We start from the raw sequence: 16,280 nt of genomic DNA, 5'->3' as shown, positions 1-16,280 counted from the left end.
AAGATAAAATACGATTTTAAGTACGTTAAGGAGTATAGCAAGATGACTAATGCAATGACGAAAACATTAAATTGTGATAGATTATAAATAAATTTATAAATTCTTAAAAAGAACTTGACATGGAAATGTATAGGGTGTATAGTTATACCACTGTCCTTTGAGAGGGTTTGGTTTTTTGGAAAATTAAAAAATTAAGTTCTAAAAAAGGATAAAAAATGTTGACAGGCTGCAAAAAGCTTGATATAATGGCTAAGCTGTTTCAAACGGCAAAGTAATGAACCTTGATAATTTAAGATTAAACAGTACACACAACCCTGAAAATAACTTGATTATTTTAAAATAATCGATGAGATTTCAGTAAAACAACGTTTAGATTCGAACAGAATTTAAAACCTTTAAAAAACAGTAGATCTGTGAAAACAGATGATGCAAGCTAGCGAGAAGGCTAGATTAAACTTTTATATGAGAGTTTGATCCTGGCTCAGGATGAACGCTGGCGGCGTGCTTAACACATGCAAGTCGAACGAAGCTATTAAAAGGAAGTTTTCGGATGGAATTTTAATAGACTTAGTGGCGGACGGGTGAGTAACGCGTGGATAACCTGCCTTATACAGGGGGATAACGGAGAGAAATTTCCGCTAAGACCGCATAAGACCACAGCACCGCATGGTGCAGGGGTAAAATATTTATAGGTATAAGATGGATCCGCGTCCGATTAGCTAGTTGGTGAGGTAGAGGCTCACCAAGGCGACGATCGGTAGCCGGCCTGAGAGGGTGAACGGCCACATTGGGACTGAGACACGGCCCAAACTCCTACGGGAGGCAGCAGTGGGGAATATTGGACAATGGGGGGAACCCTGATCCAGCGACGCCGCGTGAGTGAAGAAGTATTTCGGTATGTAAAGCTCTATCAGCAGGGAAGAAAATGACGGTACCTGACTAAGAAGCCCCGGCTAACTACGTGCCAGCAGCCGCGGTAATACGTAGGGGGCAAGCGTTATCCGGATTTACTGGGTGTAAAGGGAGCGCAGACGGCGATGCAAGTCTGAAGTGAAAGGCGTGGGCTCAACCCATGAACTGCTTTGGAAACTGTATAGCTTGAGTGTCGGAGGGGTAAGCGGAATTCCTAGTGTAGCGGTGAAATGCGTAGATATTAGGAGGAACACCGGAGGCGAAGGCGGCTTACTGGACGACAACTGACGTTGAGGCTCGAAGGCGTGGGGAGCAAACAGGATTAGATACCCTGGTAGTCCACGCAGTAAACGATGAATACTTGGTGTCGGGGAGGAAAACTCTTCGGTGCCGCAAGCTAACGCATTAAGTATTCCACCTGGGGAGTACGTTCGCAAGAATGAAACTCAAAGGAATTGACGGGGACCCGCACAAGCGGTGGAGCATGTGGTTTAATTCGAAGCAACGCGAAGAACCTTACCAAATCTTGACATACTCTTGAATAGTTTTGTAATGAAGCTAGCCCTTCGGGGCAAGGGATACAGGTGGTGCATGGTTGTCGTCAGCTCGTGTCGTGAGATGTTGGGTTAAGTCCCGCAACGAGCGCAACCCTTGTCGTCAGTAGCCAGCAGTAAGATGGGCACTCTGACGAGACAGCCGGAGATAATCCGGAGGAAGGTGGGGATGACGTCAAATCATCATGCCCCTTATGATTTGGGCTACACACGTGCTACAATAGCGTAAACAAAGTGAGGCAAAGCTGCGAAGCCAAGCAAATCACAAAAATAACGTCTCAGTTCGGATTGTAGTCTGCAACTCGACTATATGAAGCTGGAATCGCTAGTAATCGCAGATCAGAATGCTGCGGTGAATACGTTCCCGGGTCTTGTACACACCGCCCGTCACACCATGGGAGTCATCAATGCCCGAAGTCAGTGACCCAACCCACACTGGTAAACATAAAGCTGTGATAATGATACGAAGTAATAAATCGCTAGGTTTATGGATGAGTATCATTATATGATATAAAGAATAGCAGTAAGTTATGTTTAGCAGTGTGGGAGGGAGCTGCCGAAGGCAGGGAGGATAACTGGGGTGAAGTCGTAACAAGGTAGCCGTATCGGAAGGTGCGGCTGGATCACCTCCTTTCTAAGGAAAAAGTAGGGGTTGTGAGTACTGTTTAGTTTTACATTATCAATGTTAAGGCTAAAAACTTAGCGGTGTCGATGCGTCTGGGGGACACACCCGTTCCCATTCCGAACACGATGGTTAAGACCTAGTCGGCCGATGGTACTATACTGGAGACGGTATGGGAGAGTAGGTGGATGCCGCTTTATTTTCACTTAATGAAAGCTGAGCTTGAATCTTAGTGAAAAGGTACACCTTGCGTAATGAAACGGAGCAGTGGTGTTATCATAAATTAATAAATGGGCTTATAGCTCAGCCGGTTAGAGCGCACGCCTGATAAGCGTGAGGTCGGTGGTTCGAGTCCACTTAAGCCCATATACTTTCACTTGATGAGAACAAGAAAAGTTTGACTGATATCAGTATCAATAGAATTATCATATATAACAGAGATTACATCAGATATTCCTTTGGAGAGGATGAAAGGTGTTGAAGTTCGAATCTTCATATCTCACTGTTGAAGCGACAAGCTTTAACTAAATGTACCTTGAAAACTGCATACCAAACGAGAAATTATATAAATATTTTATAATTAGACATCCGAGGTATTAATTGCTTTAAGTAATTAATATTTTAATGCATTATTTACTTAATGAAAACGAGCGTAAGCTTGTTTCAGATTTTAGTAAATAAGTAGTTTTTCATACGAACAAAGTGAGTATGAAAAACACAAAAGTAATAAATTTTTAAACATAGTGTATGATACACGCTAGTGTCATACATAAACACTAAATCTAAATGATTTAAGAGGTTAAACATAAAGAGCGTAGGGTGGATGCCTAGGCACTGACAGCCGAAGAAAGACGTGACAAGCTGCGAAAAGCTGCGGGGAGAAGCACATATTCAGTGATCCGCAGATGTCTGAATGGGGAAACCCACTTGGAAGAACTCCAAGTATCTGTACGCCAATACATAACGTACAGAGGGGAACCCGGTGAACTGAAACATCTAAGTAGCCGGAGGAACAGAAAACAAAAGTGATTGCGAAAGTAGCGGCGAGCGAAATCGTAAGAGCCCAAACCGTGGTGCGTGCACTGCGGGGTTGAGGACTGCGACATGAGTAAGATACATTACCTGAACCGTTTTGGAAAAGCGGGCCAAAGAGCGTGAGAGCCGTGTAAGGGAAAATGTATTTAATCTAGCAGTATCCAGAGTACCACGAGACACGAGAAACCTTGTGGGAAGCAGGGGGGACCACCCCCCAAGGCTAAATACTAGTCAGTGACCGATAGCGTATAGTACTGTGAAGGAAAGGTGAAAAGAACCCCGGGAGGGGAGTGAAAAAGAACCTGAAACCCTATGTTTACAAACTGTGGAACACCGAAAGGTGAACCGCGTACTTTTTGTAGAACGGTCCGGCGAGTTACATGTACAGGCGAGGTTAAGTATTAAAGATACGGAGCCGAAGGGAAACCAAGTCTTAATAGGGCGAAAGTAGTCAGTATGTGTAGACCCGAAACCGGGTGATCTATCCATGTCCAGGTTGAAGTTCGCGTAAAAGTGAATGGAGGACCGAACGCACATCCGTTGAAAAGGGTGGCGATGAGGTGTGGATAGGGGAGAAATTCCAATCGAACCCGGAGATAGCTGGTTCTCCTCGAAATAGTTTTAGGACTAGCCTCGTTATTAGTCTACCGGAGGTAGAGCACTGAATTTTTGCGGGGGCGTCAAAGCCTACCAAGAGATATCAAACTCCGAATGCCGGATAGATGATTAACGGGAGTCAGACTACACGAGATAAGTTGGGTAGTCAAAAGGGAAAGAGCCCAGACCTACGGCTAAGGTCCCAAAGTGTGTGTTAAGTGGAAAAGGATGTGGGATTTCGAAGACAGCTAGGATGTTGGCTTAGAAGCAGCCATACATTAAAAGAGTGCGTAACAGCTCACTAGTCGAGAGGTCCTGCGCCGAAAATGTCCGGGGCTAAACACACCACCGAAGCCTAGGAATGTAATATATACATTGGTAGAGGAGCATTCTTAGAGGCGTAGAAGCCATACCGAAAGGAGTGGTGGAGTAATAAGAAGAGAGAATGCCGGAATGAGTAGCGAGAAAGAGGTGAGAATCCTCTTGGCCGAATATCTAAGGTTTCCTGAGTAAAGCTGATCTACTCAGGGTAAGTCGGGGCCTAAGGCAAGGTCGAAAGACGTAGTCGATGGATAACAGGTACAGATTCCTGTACTACATATAATCAGAACTGTGGGGACACGGAGACTAAAAACCGAACCCGGGAGGACAAAAACCGGGGCAAGCGAAGTACCTGTATGGGAGGAAAAGCCACCATGCAAAGGGAAGACGTGATGCGTACCGAAAAATAGTAGGGAAGTCGGTTAGGGAGCCGTCAAGAAAAGCCGCTATTGTATTATATGTACCCGTACCGCAAACCGACACAGGTAGATGAGGAGAGAATCCTAAGGCCGGCGGGAGAAGCATTGTTAAGGAACTCGGCAAAATGACCCCGTAACTTCGGGAGAAGGGGTGCCACTAGAAATAGTGGTCGCAGAAAAAAGGCTCAAGCAACTGTTTAGCAAAAACACAGGTCTATGCGAAACCGCAAGGTGAAGTATATGGGCTGACGCCTGCCCGGTGCTGGAAGGTTAAGAGGAGAAGTCAGGCAACGAAGCTTTGAATTGAAGCCCCAGTAAACGGCGGCCGTAACTATAACGGTCCTAAGGTAGCGAAATTCCTTGTCGGGTAAGTTCCGACCCGCACGAAAGGCGTAATGATTTGAGCGCTGTCTCAACAATGCACCCGGTGAAATTGAAGTACCAGTGAAGATGCTGGTTACCTGCGCCAGGACGGAAAGACCCCATGGAGCTTTACTCCAGTTTGGTACTGGGATTCGGTAATACTCGTACAGGATAGGTGGGAGACGAAGAAGCATGGACGCCAGTTTATGCAGAGTCGCCGTTGGGATACCACCCCTGTATTGCTGGATTTCTAACCTGCACCCGTTATCCGGGTGGGGGACAATGCCAGACGGGGAGTTTGACTGGGGCGGTCGCCTCCGAAAGAGTATCGGAGGCGCTCGAAGGTTCCCTCAGAATGGTCGGAAACCATTCAAAGAGTGCAAAGGCAGAAGGGAGCTTGACTGCGACACCGACGGGTGGAGCAGGTACGAAAGTAGGACTTAGTGATCCGGTGGCATAAAGTGGGATTGCCATCGCTCAACGGATAAAAGCTACCCTGGGGATAACAGGCTTATCACTCCCAAGAGTTCACATCGACGGAGTGGTTTGGCACCTCGATGTCGGCTCATCGCATCCTGGGGCTGTAGCAGGTCCCAAGGGTTGGGCTGTTCGCCCATTAAAGCGGTACGCGAGCTGGGTTCAGAACGTCGTGAGACAGTTCGGTCCCTATCCGGCGTGGGCGTAAGATATTTGAGAGGAGCCGTCCTTAGTACGAGAGGACCGGGACGGACTGACCGCTGGTGTACCTGTTGGAGAGTAACTCCATGGCAGGGTAGCTATGTCGGGACGGGATAAACGCTGAAGGCATCTAAGCGTGAAGCCCCCCTTAAGATGGGATATCTCATGTGAAAACAGTAAGACCCCTTGAAGACTACGAGGTAGATAGGGCCAAGATGTAAGTACAGCAATGTATTAAGTTGATGGTTACTAATAGGTCGAGGGTTTAACCAAAAGGATAGAAAATTTATAACATATAATCGGATACATCATCAAATCCGAAAGCGAATTTGATATGTACTTTCTTACTAAAGCTTAAACGAAGTTTTTGCTAAGTAAGAAATGCAGTTTGGTAGGCAGTTTTGAAGGTACATATTTTTCTTAGTAAGTACAAGCGAAGTACGAACTTAGAAAAATAGCGTACTTGATTTTACGAAGTAGAATCATAGTGCTTCCTATACATATATATGCGCGAGTGGCTCAGTTGGTGGAGTACGACCTTGCCAAGGTCGGGGTCGCGGGTTCGAGTCCCGTCTCGCGCTCTGTAAGAAGTCTTAGTTTTAAGACTTCTTTTTTAGTGAATGTATAGTACAATTTTATAAATTAAATATGCCGGCTTGTTTTTATAAGCCGACATCTCAGTTAATAACCTCTCAATACAGTATAATCCAAATTATATTTTTGAGCTATTCTTTCCACAGCATCTTTATTTTTTTCATAATCTACAGTATTCTGAAAATAGATATATCCTAAATTTTTAAATAAGCTATATGTATAAAAAAAGAGTTCTCTATTTTCATAATCATCCTTGCTTTCAAGATTATCCATGTATGGAATTATAATAGTGGAATAGCTGTCACAATGAAACCATTTATCAAAGACCAAATCTTTATCATAAAAACCGACCACCTTGCCGTTAAATTTTTCTCTTAAATATGTTATAGGAATTGTATCACCGATATTATAATATTCTTTAAAACCTGGACCAAGTACCATGGGAAACTCACCGGTATATAGAAAATCCTGGTCTGATAGAAAATCCAGTTCCAGCTTTTCCATTGTTTTTTGATTTAAAATCAATGCGTTTACCGGAGTTATATACTCAGCTTTTCCATTGATAGTTACTTTTTGATTTGTTAAATCCTTATGGCCGTAGCCATTTGCCAAATCATTTGGCTTATCCCAATTACCTATAAAATCTACAGTTTCATATTTCATATCATAGAAATCAACAGTATCCGTTGAATTCAGTTCTGCATTAAATTTTTGTAAATTATTTATAAAGGAATCATTTTCAAATATTTGTGAAAGCTCTGCTTCCGTATAATTATCTGTTTTATAATTATCAACAATCTGATAAAAAGTCTTTGTTCCCTGCATATCTGAAGCAGTAACTTTATTTCCTGAACATCCTTGTAAGGATAGTAATATAATGGAAAGTAGTAAGGGTATTTTTTTAGTTTTATACATATATTCCTCCCAGTATAAATAATAGATAAAAAATAGACTTATTTATGATTTAATACTCTTTAAAATATTAAAATTTATACTACAAATATAGTTGTATATAATCCTATCATGGGTGGAAAGAAAAGTATAGTAGATTTATTAAGGCACTATTGTTTATACAAAGAAATGTAATAGTTTATTTCTGGATTTTATAAGGATTTTAGAATAAAATAGCTATAAAGCAAAATGCTGATAATGTAAATATTGTATAACAGGAGGAGCGTAGATGGGTAGACCATTATCACATGAAAGAGAGGTTACCGGAACAGGGAGGCGTGTTCTAGGTAGAGGGTCATTTACAGGTGGTTCCGGTGGAAACAGGAATTCATCAGGAAGAGGTGGAGGAGGTTCACCATTTAGTATTTTGATTGTTATAATTATAGCAATAATAAGTGTAGTTACAGGCAAAGGGAATATATTAAGTTCATTATTGGGAGGATCCTCCGGTAGTAGCAATACATCTGTAAATACACAGTCACAGCAAGTTAATGTTCCAAATTTGATTTCTACATTTGGAAGTGCTGCTGCTTCAAGTATAAGCGGTGTAAGTACTGCTTGGAGTGGAGTGGAAGATAATAGAGGTAAGCTGGATAAAACAGTAAATGAGAATGCCAGAGATAAGTTTTATAGACCTACAGGCGGTGATAGTGTAACTGTAATGGTATATATGTGCGGTACTGACCTGGAGTCTAAGCACGGAATGGCAACAAATGACCTGGTCGAAATGACTAAGGCAAATATTGCAGACAATGTAAACCTAATAGTATGTACAGGTGGAGCAAATTCTTGGAAAAACTCGGTTATTTCATCATCAATTAATCAAATCTATCAAGTTAAAGGCGGCAATTTGTTAAAGCTGGCGGATGATAACCAAAATCTATCAATGACTGATACGAATACATTAATTAGATTTATTGAATACTGCAAGCAAAATTTTTCGGCAAATAGATATCAGCTTATATTTTGGGACCATGGCGGTGGGTCAGTCACAGGATATGGTTATGACGAGAAAAATCCAAGATCCGGATCTATGAACTTATCACAGATAAAATCAGCTATAGCAGCGACAGATATAAAATATGACTTTATAGGATTTGATGCGTGCTTGATGGCAACTACAGAGACTGCTCTCGCACTTTCAGATTATGCGGATTATTTGATTGCATCAGAGGAAACTGAGCCGGGAACGGGGTGGTATTATACAAACTGGCTGTCAGATTTGAGTAACAATACAGCAATATCAACTCTTGATTTGGGAAAGAAAATAGTAGATGATTTTATAGATGAGAGTAGTAGGAGTGCCAGAGGACAGTCGACTACACTTTCTTTGGTAGATTTGGCTGAACTTAGAGCTACTATGCCAAACAGCCTCTCAAGTTTTGCTAGAGATACCGCTTCATATATTGAAAATAATGAATATAGTAGAGTATCTTATGCCAGAACCGCAAGCAGAGAGTTTGCAAAATCTTCAAATATTGATCAGGTTGACTTAGTGAGCCTTATATATAATCTTGAACAAGATAAGAATAATCCTACGATACAGTCAGTTCTGGGAGCAGTAAAATACAATAGAACCTCTTCAAATATGGCAAATTCATATGGACTTTCAATATATTTCCCATACAAGAAATTGTCAAAGGTCGATAGGATGGTTCAGACCTATGGAGATATAGGTATGGATAGTGAGTACACCAGGATGATACAGCAGTTTGCCTCTGTACAGGCAAGTGGTCAGATAGTGGGGGGTGGAGAAACTACTCCTGCAAATATTCTAACCGGAGGAACTTCAGGAAATAGTGCGGGCTCACTTTCAGCTGCAGATATTGACAGTATGATAGCAAATCTGATATCAGGTAGTATATCAGCTGAGAGCCTATCATCTATAGGACTTGATTTTTCAAACATAGGTTTCTTACAAAACAGAAGTATATCAGATGATGCAATCAAGGACTATGTTGTAAATAACAGATTGGATGCTTCAAAGCTTAAGTGGCGTGATATATCTTCTGAACCTAAGATTCATTTATCAGAGGAAGAGTGGAATATGGTGTCAAGTATAGAAGAAAGTATGCTTTTGGATCAAGGAAATGGTTATATTGATATGGGGCTTGATAATTTCTTTAAGTTTGATGAAAATGGAGATATGCTTGCAGATACTCAAAGAGCCTGGATTGCAATAGACCAGCAGCCGGTTGCATATTATCATCTTTCGACTACACAAAATGGAGATGAGGTAACTACTATAGGTAGAGTTCCGGTTATCTTAAATGGTGATAGAGCAAATCTTATAATAATATTTGATAAGGAGCATCCAAAGGGATATATTGCAGGTGCAAATACAGACTACTCAGCTATAGAAACTGAGACTATTGCAAAGAATATAACAGAAATAGTTCCGGGAGATAGAATACAGTTTATATATACATATTATGGATATGATGGTACTTATCTGGATAATTATACAATAGATGAAGAATATGTTGTTGGAAATTCAATTCCAAAAGTATCCTATTTAATTGTTCAAGATGATAATGAAATAACTTATAAATTTACTGATATTTATAATAACAGTTATTGGACTCCAACTTTAAAAAGTAAATAGATATTCTTATATATTATGTAGGTAATTAGAAAATATTTTGTAATGACAATGTAAGACATATATTTAAGATTTGGTTTATACTATATAAAGACAGTTGAATGTCATTTTTGTGAGTATATAGGAGAAGACGAAGGAGGAATGATGAAGAAAAGTTTGATAAAATCAGCAGCAGTACTATTTGCAGCACTTAGTCTTGGCGGTGTAGTAGCTCAACCAATGACAGCAAAAGCAGCTATCTTAGAGCGTATGCCCGGAGATAGAGGAGAATGGCGTAAAGATGAGCATGGTTGGTACTTTATGCTGTCAGGAACAGATAGATATGTAGCAGATAACTGGCTGTATGACAATGGTAAGTGGTATTACTTTGATCACTGGGGCTATATGTATAGAAATGCTTGGATCAACTACAAGGGAGATTCTTACTATGTAGGTGCTGACGGAAAAATGTGGCATAATGCTGAGACTCCAGACGGATACAGGGTAGACAGTAATGGTAAGTGGGTTAAATAATTTATAGATAGAAACCTCAAGTTATTTCTTGAGGTTTTTATTAGCATATTAGTATATTTTATGTTATAATAAATGTGATAATTATAGTATTATCTTTCTAAAGGGCTTTAGTATAAGTACTTAAAGGCAAAAAAGGAGGAGATATGTTTTATTGGGGAGTTTTATTTGCAATATTTGCCATTGGAGAAATTGTTATTCCCGGACTTGTTTCAATATGGTTAGCTTTGGCAGCCCTTATTATGATAGTGGTATCTCTATTTATAGAATCGTTGGAGATACAGGTTATTATATTCTGCATACTGTCATTAGTCTTTATAGTATTCTTTAGAAGGATATTTAAAGGCTATATGAGGTGTAAGGAGAGTCCGGATGTTGAGAAGGTTAAGATATTGAAACTTACATCCATAGAAGAAGGTAAGTATGTTTATGATGTAAGATTTAAAGGTGGCACATGGACAGCTATCGCCAAGGTGGAGCTAAATCCCGGAGATATTGCAAACATTGGCAGCTTCGAAGGTAATAAAATAATCATCAATGACAACTAGTCTATTAAAAGGAGAATGACTTATGTTAGGTTATGCAATTATTATTGTTTTATTGGCTATTATATTCGTAATTACAGTCAAGTCAATAAAGATAGTCCCTGAGTCAAGAGTATATGTGGTAGAAAAGCTTGGAAAGTATTCACAAGGTCTTCGCTCAGGTTTACATTTTATAAATCCTTTCTTCGATAGAATCGCAAAGGTGATTTCATTGAAAGAGCAGGTTGTAGATTTTCCACCACAGCCTGTTATAACTAAGGATAATGCAACTATGCAGATAGATACTATAGTATACTTTCAGATAACAGATCCAAGATTGTATACTTATGGTGTGGAGAGGCCTATATCTGCTATTGAGAATCTTACAGCTACTACACTTAGAAATATCATAGGTGATATGACTGTAGACCAGACGCTCACATCAAGGGATACTATAAATACAGCTATGAGATCTGAGCTTGATGAGGCTACAGATCCATGGGGTATCAAGGTAAACCGTGTGGAGCTAAAGAGTATATTGCCACCTGAAGATATTAGAGTTGCAATGGAGAAGGAGATGAAGGCTGAGCGTGAAAAGAGAGCAAACATTCTTGAAGCTCAGGCTAAGAAAGAAAGTGCTATTCTTGTAGCAGAGGGTAATAAGCAGGCTGCTATACTCAATGCAGAAGCTGAAAAGGAGACTGCTATAAAGAGAGCTGAAGGACAGGCACAGGCTATACTAGCTATTCAAAAAGCTCAGGCAGAGTCTTTGAGGGTACTTTCTGAGGCAGATCCAAGCCAGAAGGTACTCACACTTAAAGGACTTGAGGCATTCCAGAAGGTGGCAGACGGAAAATCAACTAAGATTATCATACCTACGGAACTTAGCGGCTTGGCATCATTGGCAACAAGCTTTGCTGAGTTGAATCAAAAAGTAGAAATTAAAAAAGAGCAATAATATAATGAGGCTTTCGTATGAAAGCCTCACTTTTATTATGTTTCTTTGCTTGCAGGTAGTGAAAAAATAAACTCTGTACCTACACCCACAGTGCTTACAACATCTATATTCTCACCATGAGTTTGCAAGATTTCCTTGACAATAGCAAGCCCAAGTCCTGTGCCCTTCTTATCCTTACCTCTGGAAAGATCTGATTTGTAAAATCTGTCAAATACTTTGGACTGTTCATTCTTGGCAATGCCTATACCTGTATCTTTTACAGATATAAAGACTTTCTCCTTTTTCATACTGGTTTGTATAATGATAGAAGAGTTCTGAGAAGAAAATTTTATGGCATTATCTATAAGGTTATAAAGTACCTGCTGTATCTTGCTGTAGTCGGCAAGAACATATTGTGATATATTCAATAGTATCAGTTCAATAGTTATATTCTTGCTATTACACTGTACTTCAAAGCTGCTGGCAGTGTCACGAATTACATTGTTTATATCAAAGCTTGTCCTATTGAGCTTTACACTCTCTATAGAATCCAAAGATAGAATACTTTCAGTGAGCTTGGTGAGTCTATTTGTCTCATCTATAACTCTTTGCAAATATTTTTCATGCATTTCAGTAGGTATGGTTCCGTCAAGTATAGCCTCTAAATACCCTTTTATAGAAGTTAGAGGTGAACGAAAATCATGTGAAACATTTGAAATAAACTTTTTTTGATAATTTTCTGTATCATCCAGTTTGTCTGACATATAGTTTAAGGTAGCTGCCAGATATCCCATTTCATCATTTGAGGCTACCTTTATTTCATATTTTAAATCTCCCTCAGCATATGCCTTTGCCCCTGTGGTTATTTTTTTTAGGGGTGAGTATACAATACGCTGAAAGACAATTAAAATAACCAATGACAGTAAAAATACTATCAGAGAGGTTATATAGACTATATTTAAAATATGATATTGACTTTGAGTAACATTTTTCATAGATAGATGAATTACTACATAGCCATAGGTACGAAAGTTTCCGGTAATAGGTGCAGAAACACTTAAGTAGTCCTCTGTAAAGGAATGAAAGTAGTCACCTACCATATATGATTTGTTACCTGTAGCGGTAGGGTTGAAATCTGATATAATATCAGATACTCTTTGTTTGTCAGCATCCACTATTATTTTGCCATTTCTATCCATTACCCATATCTTTGCATTGAGGAAAGTTGCCACCGCCTGTAGTTGTGGATAGCTTTCTGCAAGAGAAATATTCTGGCCTTCATATACAGTGGAATATGTAGAGGCAATAAGATTCGCCTCATCATATAAAGTTTGACTTCTGGACTCTACCAGATAGGAATAAGTCAAATGGCTTGAAATAGTAGCTATTGCCACAAATCCGGCTATACCAAAAAATATATAAGCCATAATAAATTTTAGATAGAGAGAGAGTCTCATTTTTTGACCTCAAATTTATAGCCAATACCCCAGACTGTGGATATTGCCCAAAATTGATTATCATGTATTTTCTCACGCAATCTTTTTATGTGTACATCTACAGTTCTGGTGTCTCCGATATACTCATATCCCCAGATATTATCCAGAAGCTGTTCTCTGGTAAATACCTGATTTGGATGCGAGGATAGGAAGTATAAAAGTTCCAGTTCCTTTGGTGGCATTTCCACATTTTTGCCAAGGAAGGTGACAGCATAATTTGTCATATTCACTACCAAATCCGGATATTCTACATATTCACCACCGGTATGCACCTCAGGTAGTGAAATAGTACTGTTGTTAAAGCGTCTTATCACTGCTTTTACTCTGGCTATAAGTTCCTTTGAGTCAAAGGGTTTAATCATATAGTCATCTGCACCAAGCTCCAGTCCCAATACCTTGTCAAAAACCTCACCTTTTGCAGAAAGCATTATGATAGGAGTACAGGATTTGGATCTGATTTCTCTACAAACCTGATATCCATCTATACCCGGCAACATAAGGTCAAGAAGAACAAGATGAGGTTTGAACTCATCAAAGTCAGATAAAGCAGATTATCCATCCCCCACTATTTTTGTTTCATAACACTCTTTCATTAAATATAATGAAATAAGTTCTGCTATATTTTCATCATCATCCACAATTAAAATTCTTTGCTTTTCCACCATGTTTCACCTATATATATTTATTTAAAACGCACTATTGTTACAGCATTGCCACCCTCGTTAAAATCAGCAAGAGAATAGCTCTTTACAAAAGACTGCCTCTTCAAGTAGGCATGTATACCTTTTTGTAATGCTCCGGTACCCCTACCATGAATTATCCTAACTCCTGGAAGATGTGCTAAGAGAGCATCATCTAAGTATTTGTCAAGCTCTGAACAAGCCTCATCCACATTCTTTCCGATAACATTTATCTCTGTAGATATGGTAGCAGATTTTACCATAGAAGAGCTCCTGGTTCTTGTCTTGGTCTTAGGCTTATTGTCAGGTTCTTCTACTAAAGCAACGTCAGATATATTTACCTGAGATCTAAGTATACCCATTTGAACAAAGAAATTTCCACTTTGATTTGGAAGAGAAGATACTATACCGTCAAGGTTCAAGCTGATAACATGAACACTGTCACCAAGTTTTAACTCCTTTGGTTTTTTAACTTTATTTTTAGTTTGCTGTATTCCAATAGTTTTTGTATTTTTATTTATTGATTCCCTGAGTCTGGTTCGCTGTTCTTCAAGAGCTGAGCCAAGACCGGCACCGGAAGCTATTTTATTGATATTCTTTATAGTATCATCTGCTGTTTCCTTGGCTTCTTCTAAAATCTTTTTTGCAGCTTCTCTGGCTTCTTCTAAGATCTTTTCCTTCTTTTGAGTGAGATTTTCTTCTTGCTTGTCATAATGTCTCTTTAGGCTTTCTATTTCCCTCTTATATTTTTGAATAGATAATTTATCTTTCTCTATTATTTGCCTATCATTTTCAAGTCTTGTAAGTAGATCTTCAAAGTCCTTTGCATCTTTTTCAAGATGATTGTCAGCCTCTGAAATAATATAATCCGGAAGTCCAAGTTTACCTGCTATGGCAAAGGCATTTGATTTGCCGGGTACTCCTATAAGTATTCTATAGGTAGGAGAGAGAGTCGCCACATCAAATTCACATGAAGCATTTTCAACGCCAGGCTCGTTTAATGCAAATACCTTAAGTTCACTGTAGTGAGTGGTTGCAATACATCTGCTTTGCATCCTATGTAGGAATGAGAGTATTGAGATGGCAAGTGCGGCACCCTCAGTAGGGTCAGTACCGGCACATAGTTCATCAAAAAGGCAGAGCGAATTTGCATCAGCGTGGTTTAATATGTAAACAATATTTTTCATATGGCCTGAGAATGTGGAGAGTGACTGTTCAATACTCTGCTCATCTCCGATATCAGCAAATACATCATTAAATACAGAAAGCTCACTGCCCTCAAATGCCGGTATATGAAGTCCTGACTGTCCCATAAGTGTAAACAATCCAACTGTCTTTAGTGATACTGTTTTACCACCGGTATTTGGTCCTGTGATAATCAGTAAGTCATAATTATCACCTATTGAGATATTGATAGGTACAACCTTTTTTGAATCAAGTAGAGGATGTCTACCTTCTTTTATATTTATATAATGCTTTGAATTAAACTTCGGTTCGCTTGCATTCATCTTCTTTGAGAGATTTGCCTTGGCATATACAAAGTCAAGGAAGATAAGCGTCTTTGCATTTTCTCTTAAAGGTTCAATATATAGTGCAGCCAAAAGGCTAAGGTTTTCAAGTATCTTTTCTATCTCTTTTTTCTCATCCATAAACAATGATTTTAACTCATTATTCATCTTTATAACTGCTATAGGCTCGATAAATACAGTAGAACCGGTAGAAGATTGGTCATGCACAACGCCAGATACTTTATTCTTGTACTCACTTTTTATAGGGAGGCAGTAAGCTCCGTCTCTTTGAGTGATGACTGCATCCATTAAATACTCTCTATGTGCATTGAGAATATTGTTGAGTTCTGTATGCATCTTTGAGTTTATCTGCTTTATCTTCCTTCTGATATGGCTTAGCTCAGGAGAAGCATTGTCTGCCATTATTTCTTCAGATATAATACATCTTGAAAGTTCTTTTTTGAGATCTTTTATATCATAAAGACTTCTAAAATGTTCTTCCAATACATCATATTCCTCTTCGTCAGGGTGCAGACCATATGATATAGCCTTAGATACAGCGTTCAAAATAGACAGAATTTTCATAAGTTCCGGCTGTGAAAGTGATGAACCTATTTCAAGTCTTTTTAAAGAATCTGATATATCCTTTATTTCAGACAATAAGAGATTTCCCTTAAGCCTTATTCTGTCCAGTGCAGCAGTTGTATATCCTTGATTTTTTTGGATTTCATTTATATCTGTAGACGGCTTAAGCTTTGCACAAAGCTTTTTGGCAGGCTCACTGCTTGCCATATCTACCAAATTATTTATTATTTTTTCATATTCCAGTATTTTTAATGTTTTTTTATTCATAATCTATCCTTAAACTTTCAAATCAGCTGAAAAAACATTTTCCTGATTTCAGAAATATTATATCAAAAAATCTTATTTATGACAAAAAAACAGCCTTAAAATCATAATATTTACTTATGATTTTA

7 protein-coding genes, 2 tRNA genes, 3 rRNA genes and 1 pseudogene are annotated in these 16,280 nt (G+C 39.1%); 9 read left to right on the top strand and 4 right to left on the bottom strand.

Translation table 11 applies throughout. The features are described from left to right. Positions 1–458 precede the first annotated feature (458 nt). The 5 genes from D4A81_RS12680 to D4A81_RS12660 all read left to right on the top strand — a co-directional run bounded on the left by D4A81_RS12680 (position 459) and on the right by D4A81_RS12660 (position 6,082). Positions 459–2,100: ribosomal RNA gene (locus tag D4A81_RS12680) — 16S ribosomal RNA — on the top strand. A 67-nt stretch (positions 2,101–2,167) separates the two neighbouring features. Beyond that, positions 2,168–2,285, top strand: a 5S ribosomal RNA gene (rrf, locus tag D4A81_RS12675). A 95-nt stretch (positions 2,286–2,380) separates the two neighbouring features. Further along, positions 2,381–2,454: transfer RNA gene (locus D4A81_RS12670), tRNA-Ile, on the top strand. 431 nt (positions 2,455–2,885) lie between these two features. Continuing rightward, positions 2,886–5,774 (top strand): 23S ribosomal RNA (locus D4A81_RS12665). The 16S, 23S and 5S rRNA genes sit together here with 2 tRNA genes alongside, the layout of an rRNA operon. A gap of 235 nt (positions 5,775–6,009) precedes the next feature. Further along, a tRNA-Gly gene (locus D4A81_RS12660) sits at positions 6,010–6,082 on the top strand. Between the two features lie 100 nt (positions 6,083–6,182). Here D4A81_RS12660 and D4A81_RS12655 read toward each other — a convergent pair. Then, entirely contained in the window at positions 6,183–7,010 is an 828-nt protein-coding gene (locus tag D4A81_RS12655) for a hypothetical protein (protein ID WP_111525134.1), read from the bottom strand. Between the two features lie 265 nt (positions 7,011–7,275). On the opposite strand from D4A81_RS12655, the gene D4A81_RS12650 reads away from it, so the two are divergent. From D4A81_RS12650 to D4A81_RS12635, 4 genes are all read left to right on the top strand, one after another. Further along, complete coding sequence (locus tag D4A81_RS12650) at positions 7,276–9,651, top strand: clostripain-related cysteine peptidase (protein ID WP_111525133.1); 2,376 nt, start codon at positions 7,276–7,278, stop codon at positions 9,649–9,651. A 141-nt stretch (positions 9,652–9,792) separates the two neighbouring features. After that, a complete protein-coding gene (locus D4A81_RS12645) occupies positions 9,793–10,161 on the top strand; it encodes a choline-binding protein A (RefSeq protein ID WP_172621804.1) in 369 nt (122 codons plus the stop codon). Positions 10,162–10,304: 143 nt separating this feature from the next. Then, on the top strand, positions 10,305–10,706 hold the full coding sequence (locus D4A81_RS12640; RefSeq protein ID WP_111525131.1) for an NfeD family protein: 402 nt from the start codon (positions 10,305–10,307) through the stop codon (positions 10,704–10,706). A 22-nt stretch (positions 10,707–10,728) separates the two neighbouring features. Continuing rightward, the gene (locus D4A81_RS12635) at positions 10,729–11,640 is read left to right on the top strand and encodes an SPFH domain-containing protein (RefSeq protein WP_111525130.1); all 912 of its coding nucleotides are present in this window, start codon (positions 10,729–10,731) and stop codon (positions 11,638–11,640) included. Positions 11,641–11,675: 35 nt separating this feature from the next. Here D4A81_RS12635 and D4A81_RS12630 read toward each other — a convergent pair whose 3' ends face one another. The 3 genes and pseudogenes from D4A81_RS12630 to D4A81_RS12620 form a co-directional block, all read right to left on the bottom strand. Further along, positions 11,676–13,076, bottom strand: a complete 1,401-nt coding sequence (locus tag D4A81_RS12630; protein WP_111525129.1) for a sensor histidine kinase — start codon at positions 13,074–13,076, stop codon at positions 11,676–11,678. Next, positions 13,073–13,780, bottom strand: a pseudogene (locus tag D4A81_RS13860) (response regulator). Before D4A81_RS13860 ends, D4A81_RS12630 begins: the two are co-directional and overlap by 4 nt. A gap of 17 nt (positions 13,781–13,797) precedes the next feature. Continuing rightward, positions 13,798–16,155: an endonuclease MutS2 gene (locus tag D4A81_RS12620; RefSeq protein ID WP_111525128.1), complete on the bottom strand. Its 2,358-nt coding sequence runs from the start codon at positions 16,153–16,155 to the stop codon at positions 13,798–13,800. Positions 16,156–16,280: the final 125 nt, after the last annotated feature.

The sequence above is a fragment of the Lachnoanaerobaculum umeaense genome (assembly GCF_003589745.1).
In the GTDB taxonomy this organism is placed as follows: Bacteria; Bacillota; Clostridia; order Lachnospirales; family Lachnospiraceae; genus Lachnoanaerobaculum; species Lachnoanaerobaculum umeaense.
Note: the sequence above shows the minus strand (reverse complement) of the source record. Positions and strands in the feature narration are given on the sequence as shown.

What these genes read in the sequence shown, in the direction of transcription:
- D4A81_RS12655 (WP_111525134.1), bottom strand. Translation starts at nt 7,010, where the DNA reads ATGTATAAAACTAAAAAAATACCCTTACTACTTTCCATTATATTACTA.
- D4A81_RS12650 (WP_111525133.1), top strand. Translation starts at nt 7,276, where the DNA reads ATGGGTAGACCATTATCACATGAAAGAGAGGTTACCGGAACAGGGAGG.
- D4A81_RS12645 (WP_172621804.1), top strand. Translation starts at nt 9,793, where the DNA reads ATGAAGAAAAGTTTGATAAAATCAGCAGCAGTACTATTTGCAGCACTT.
- D4A81_RS12640 (WP_111525131.1), top strand. Translation starts at nt 10,305, where the DNA reads ATGTTTTATTGGGGAGTTTTATTTGCAATATTTGCCATTGGAGAAATT.
- D4A81_RS12635 (WP_111525130.1), top strand. Translation starts at nt 10,729, where the DNA reads ATGTTAGGTTATGCAATTATTATTGTTTTATTGGCTATTATATTCGTA.
- D4A81_RS12630 (WP_111525129.1), bottom strand. Translation starts at nt 13,076, where the DNA reads ATGAGACTCTCTCTCTATCTAAAATTTATTATGGCTTATATATTTTTT.
- D4A81_RS12620 (WP_111525128.1), bottom strand. Translation starts at nt 16,155, where the DNA reads ATGAATAAAAAAACATTAAAAATACTGGAATATGAAAAAATAATAAAT.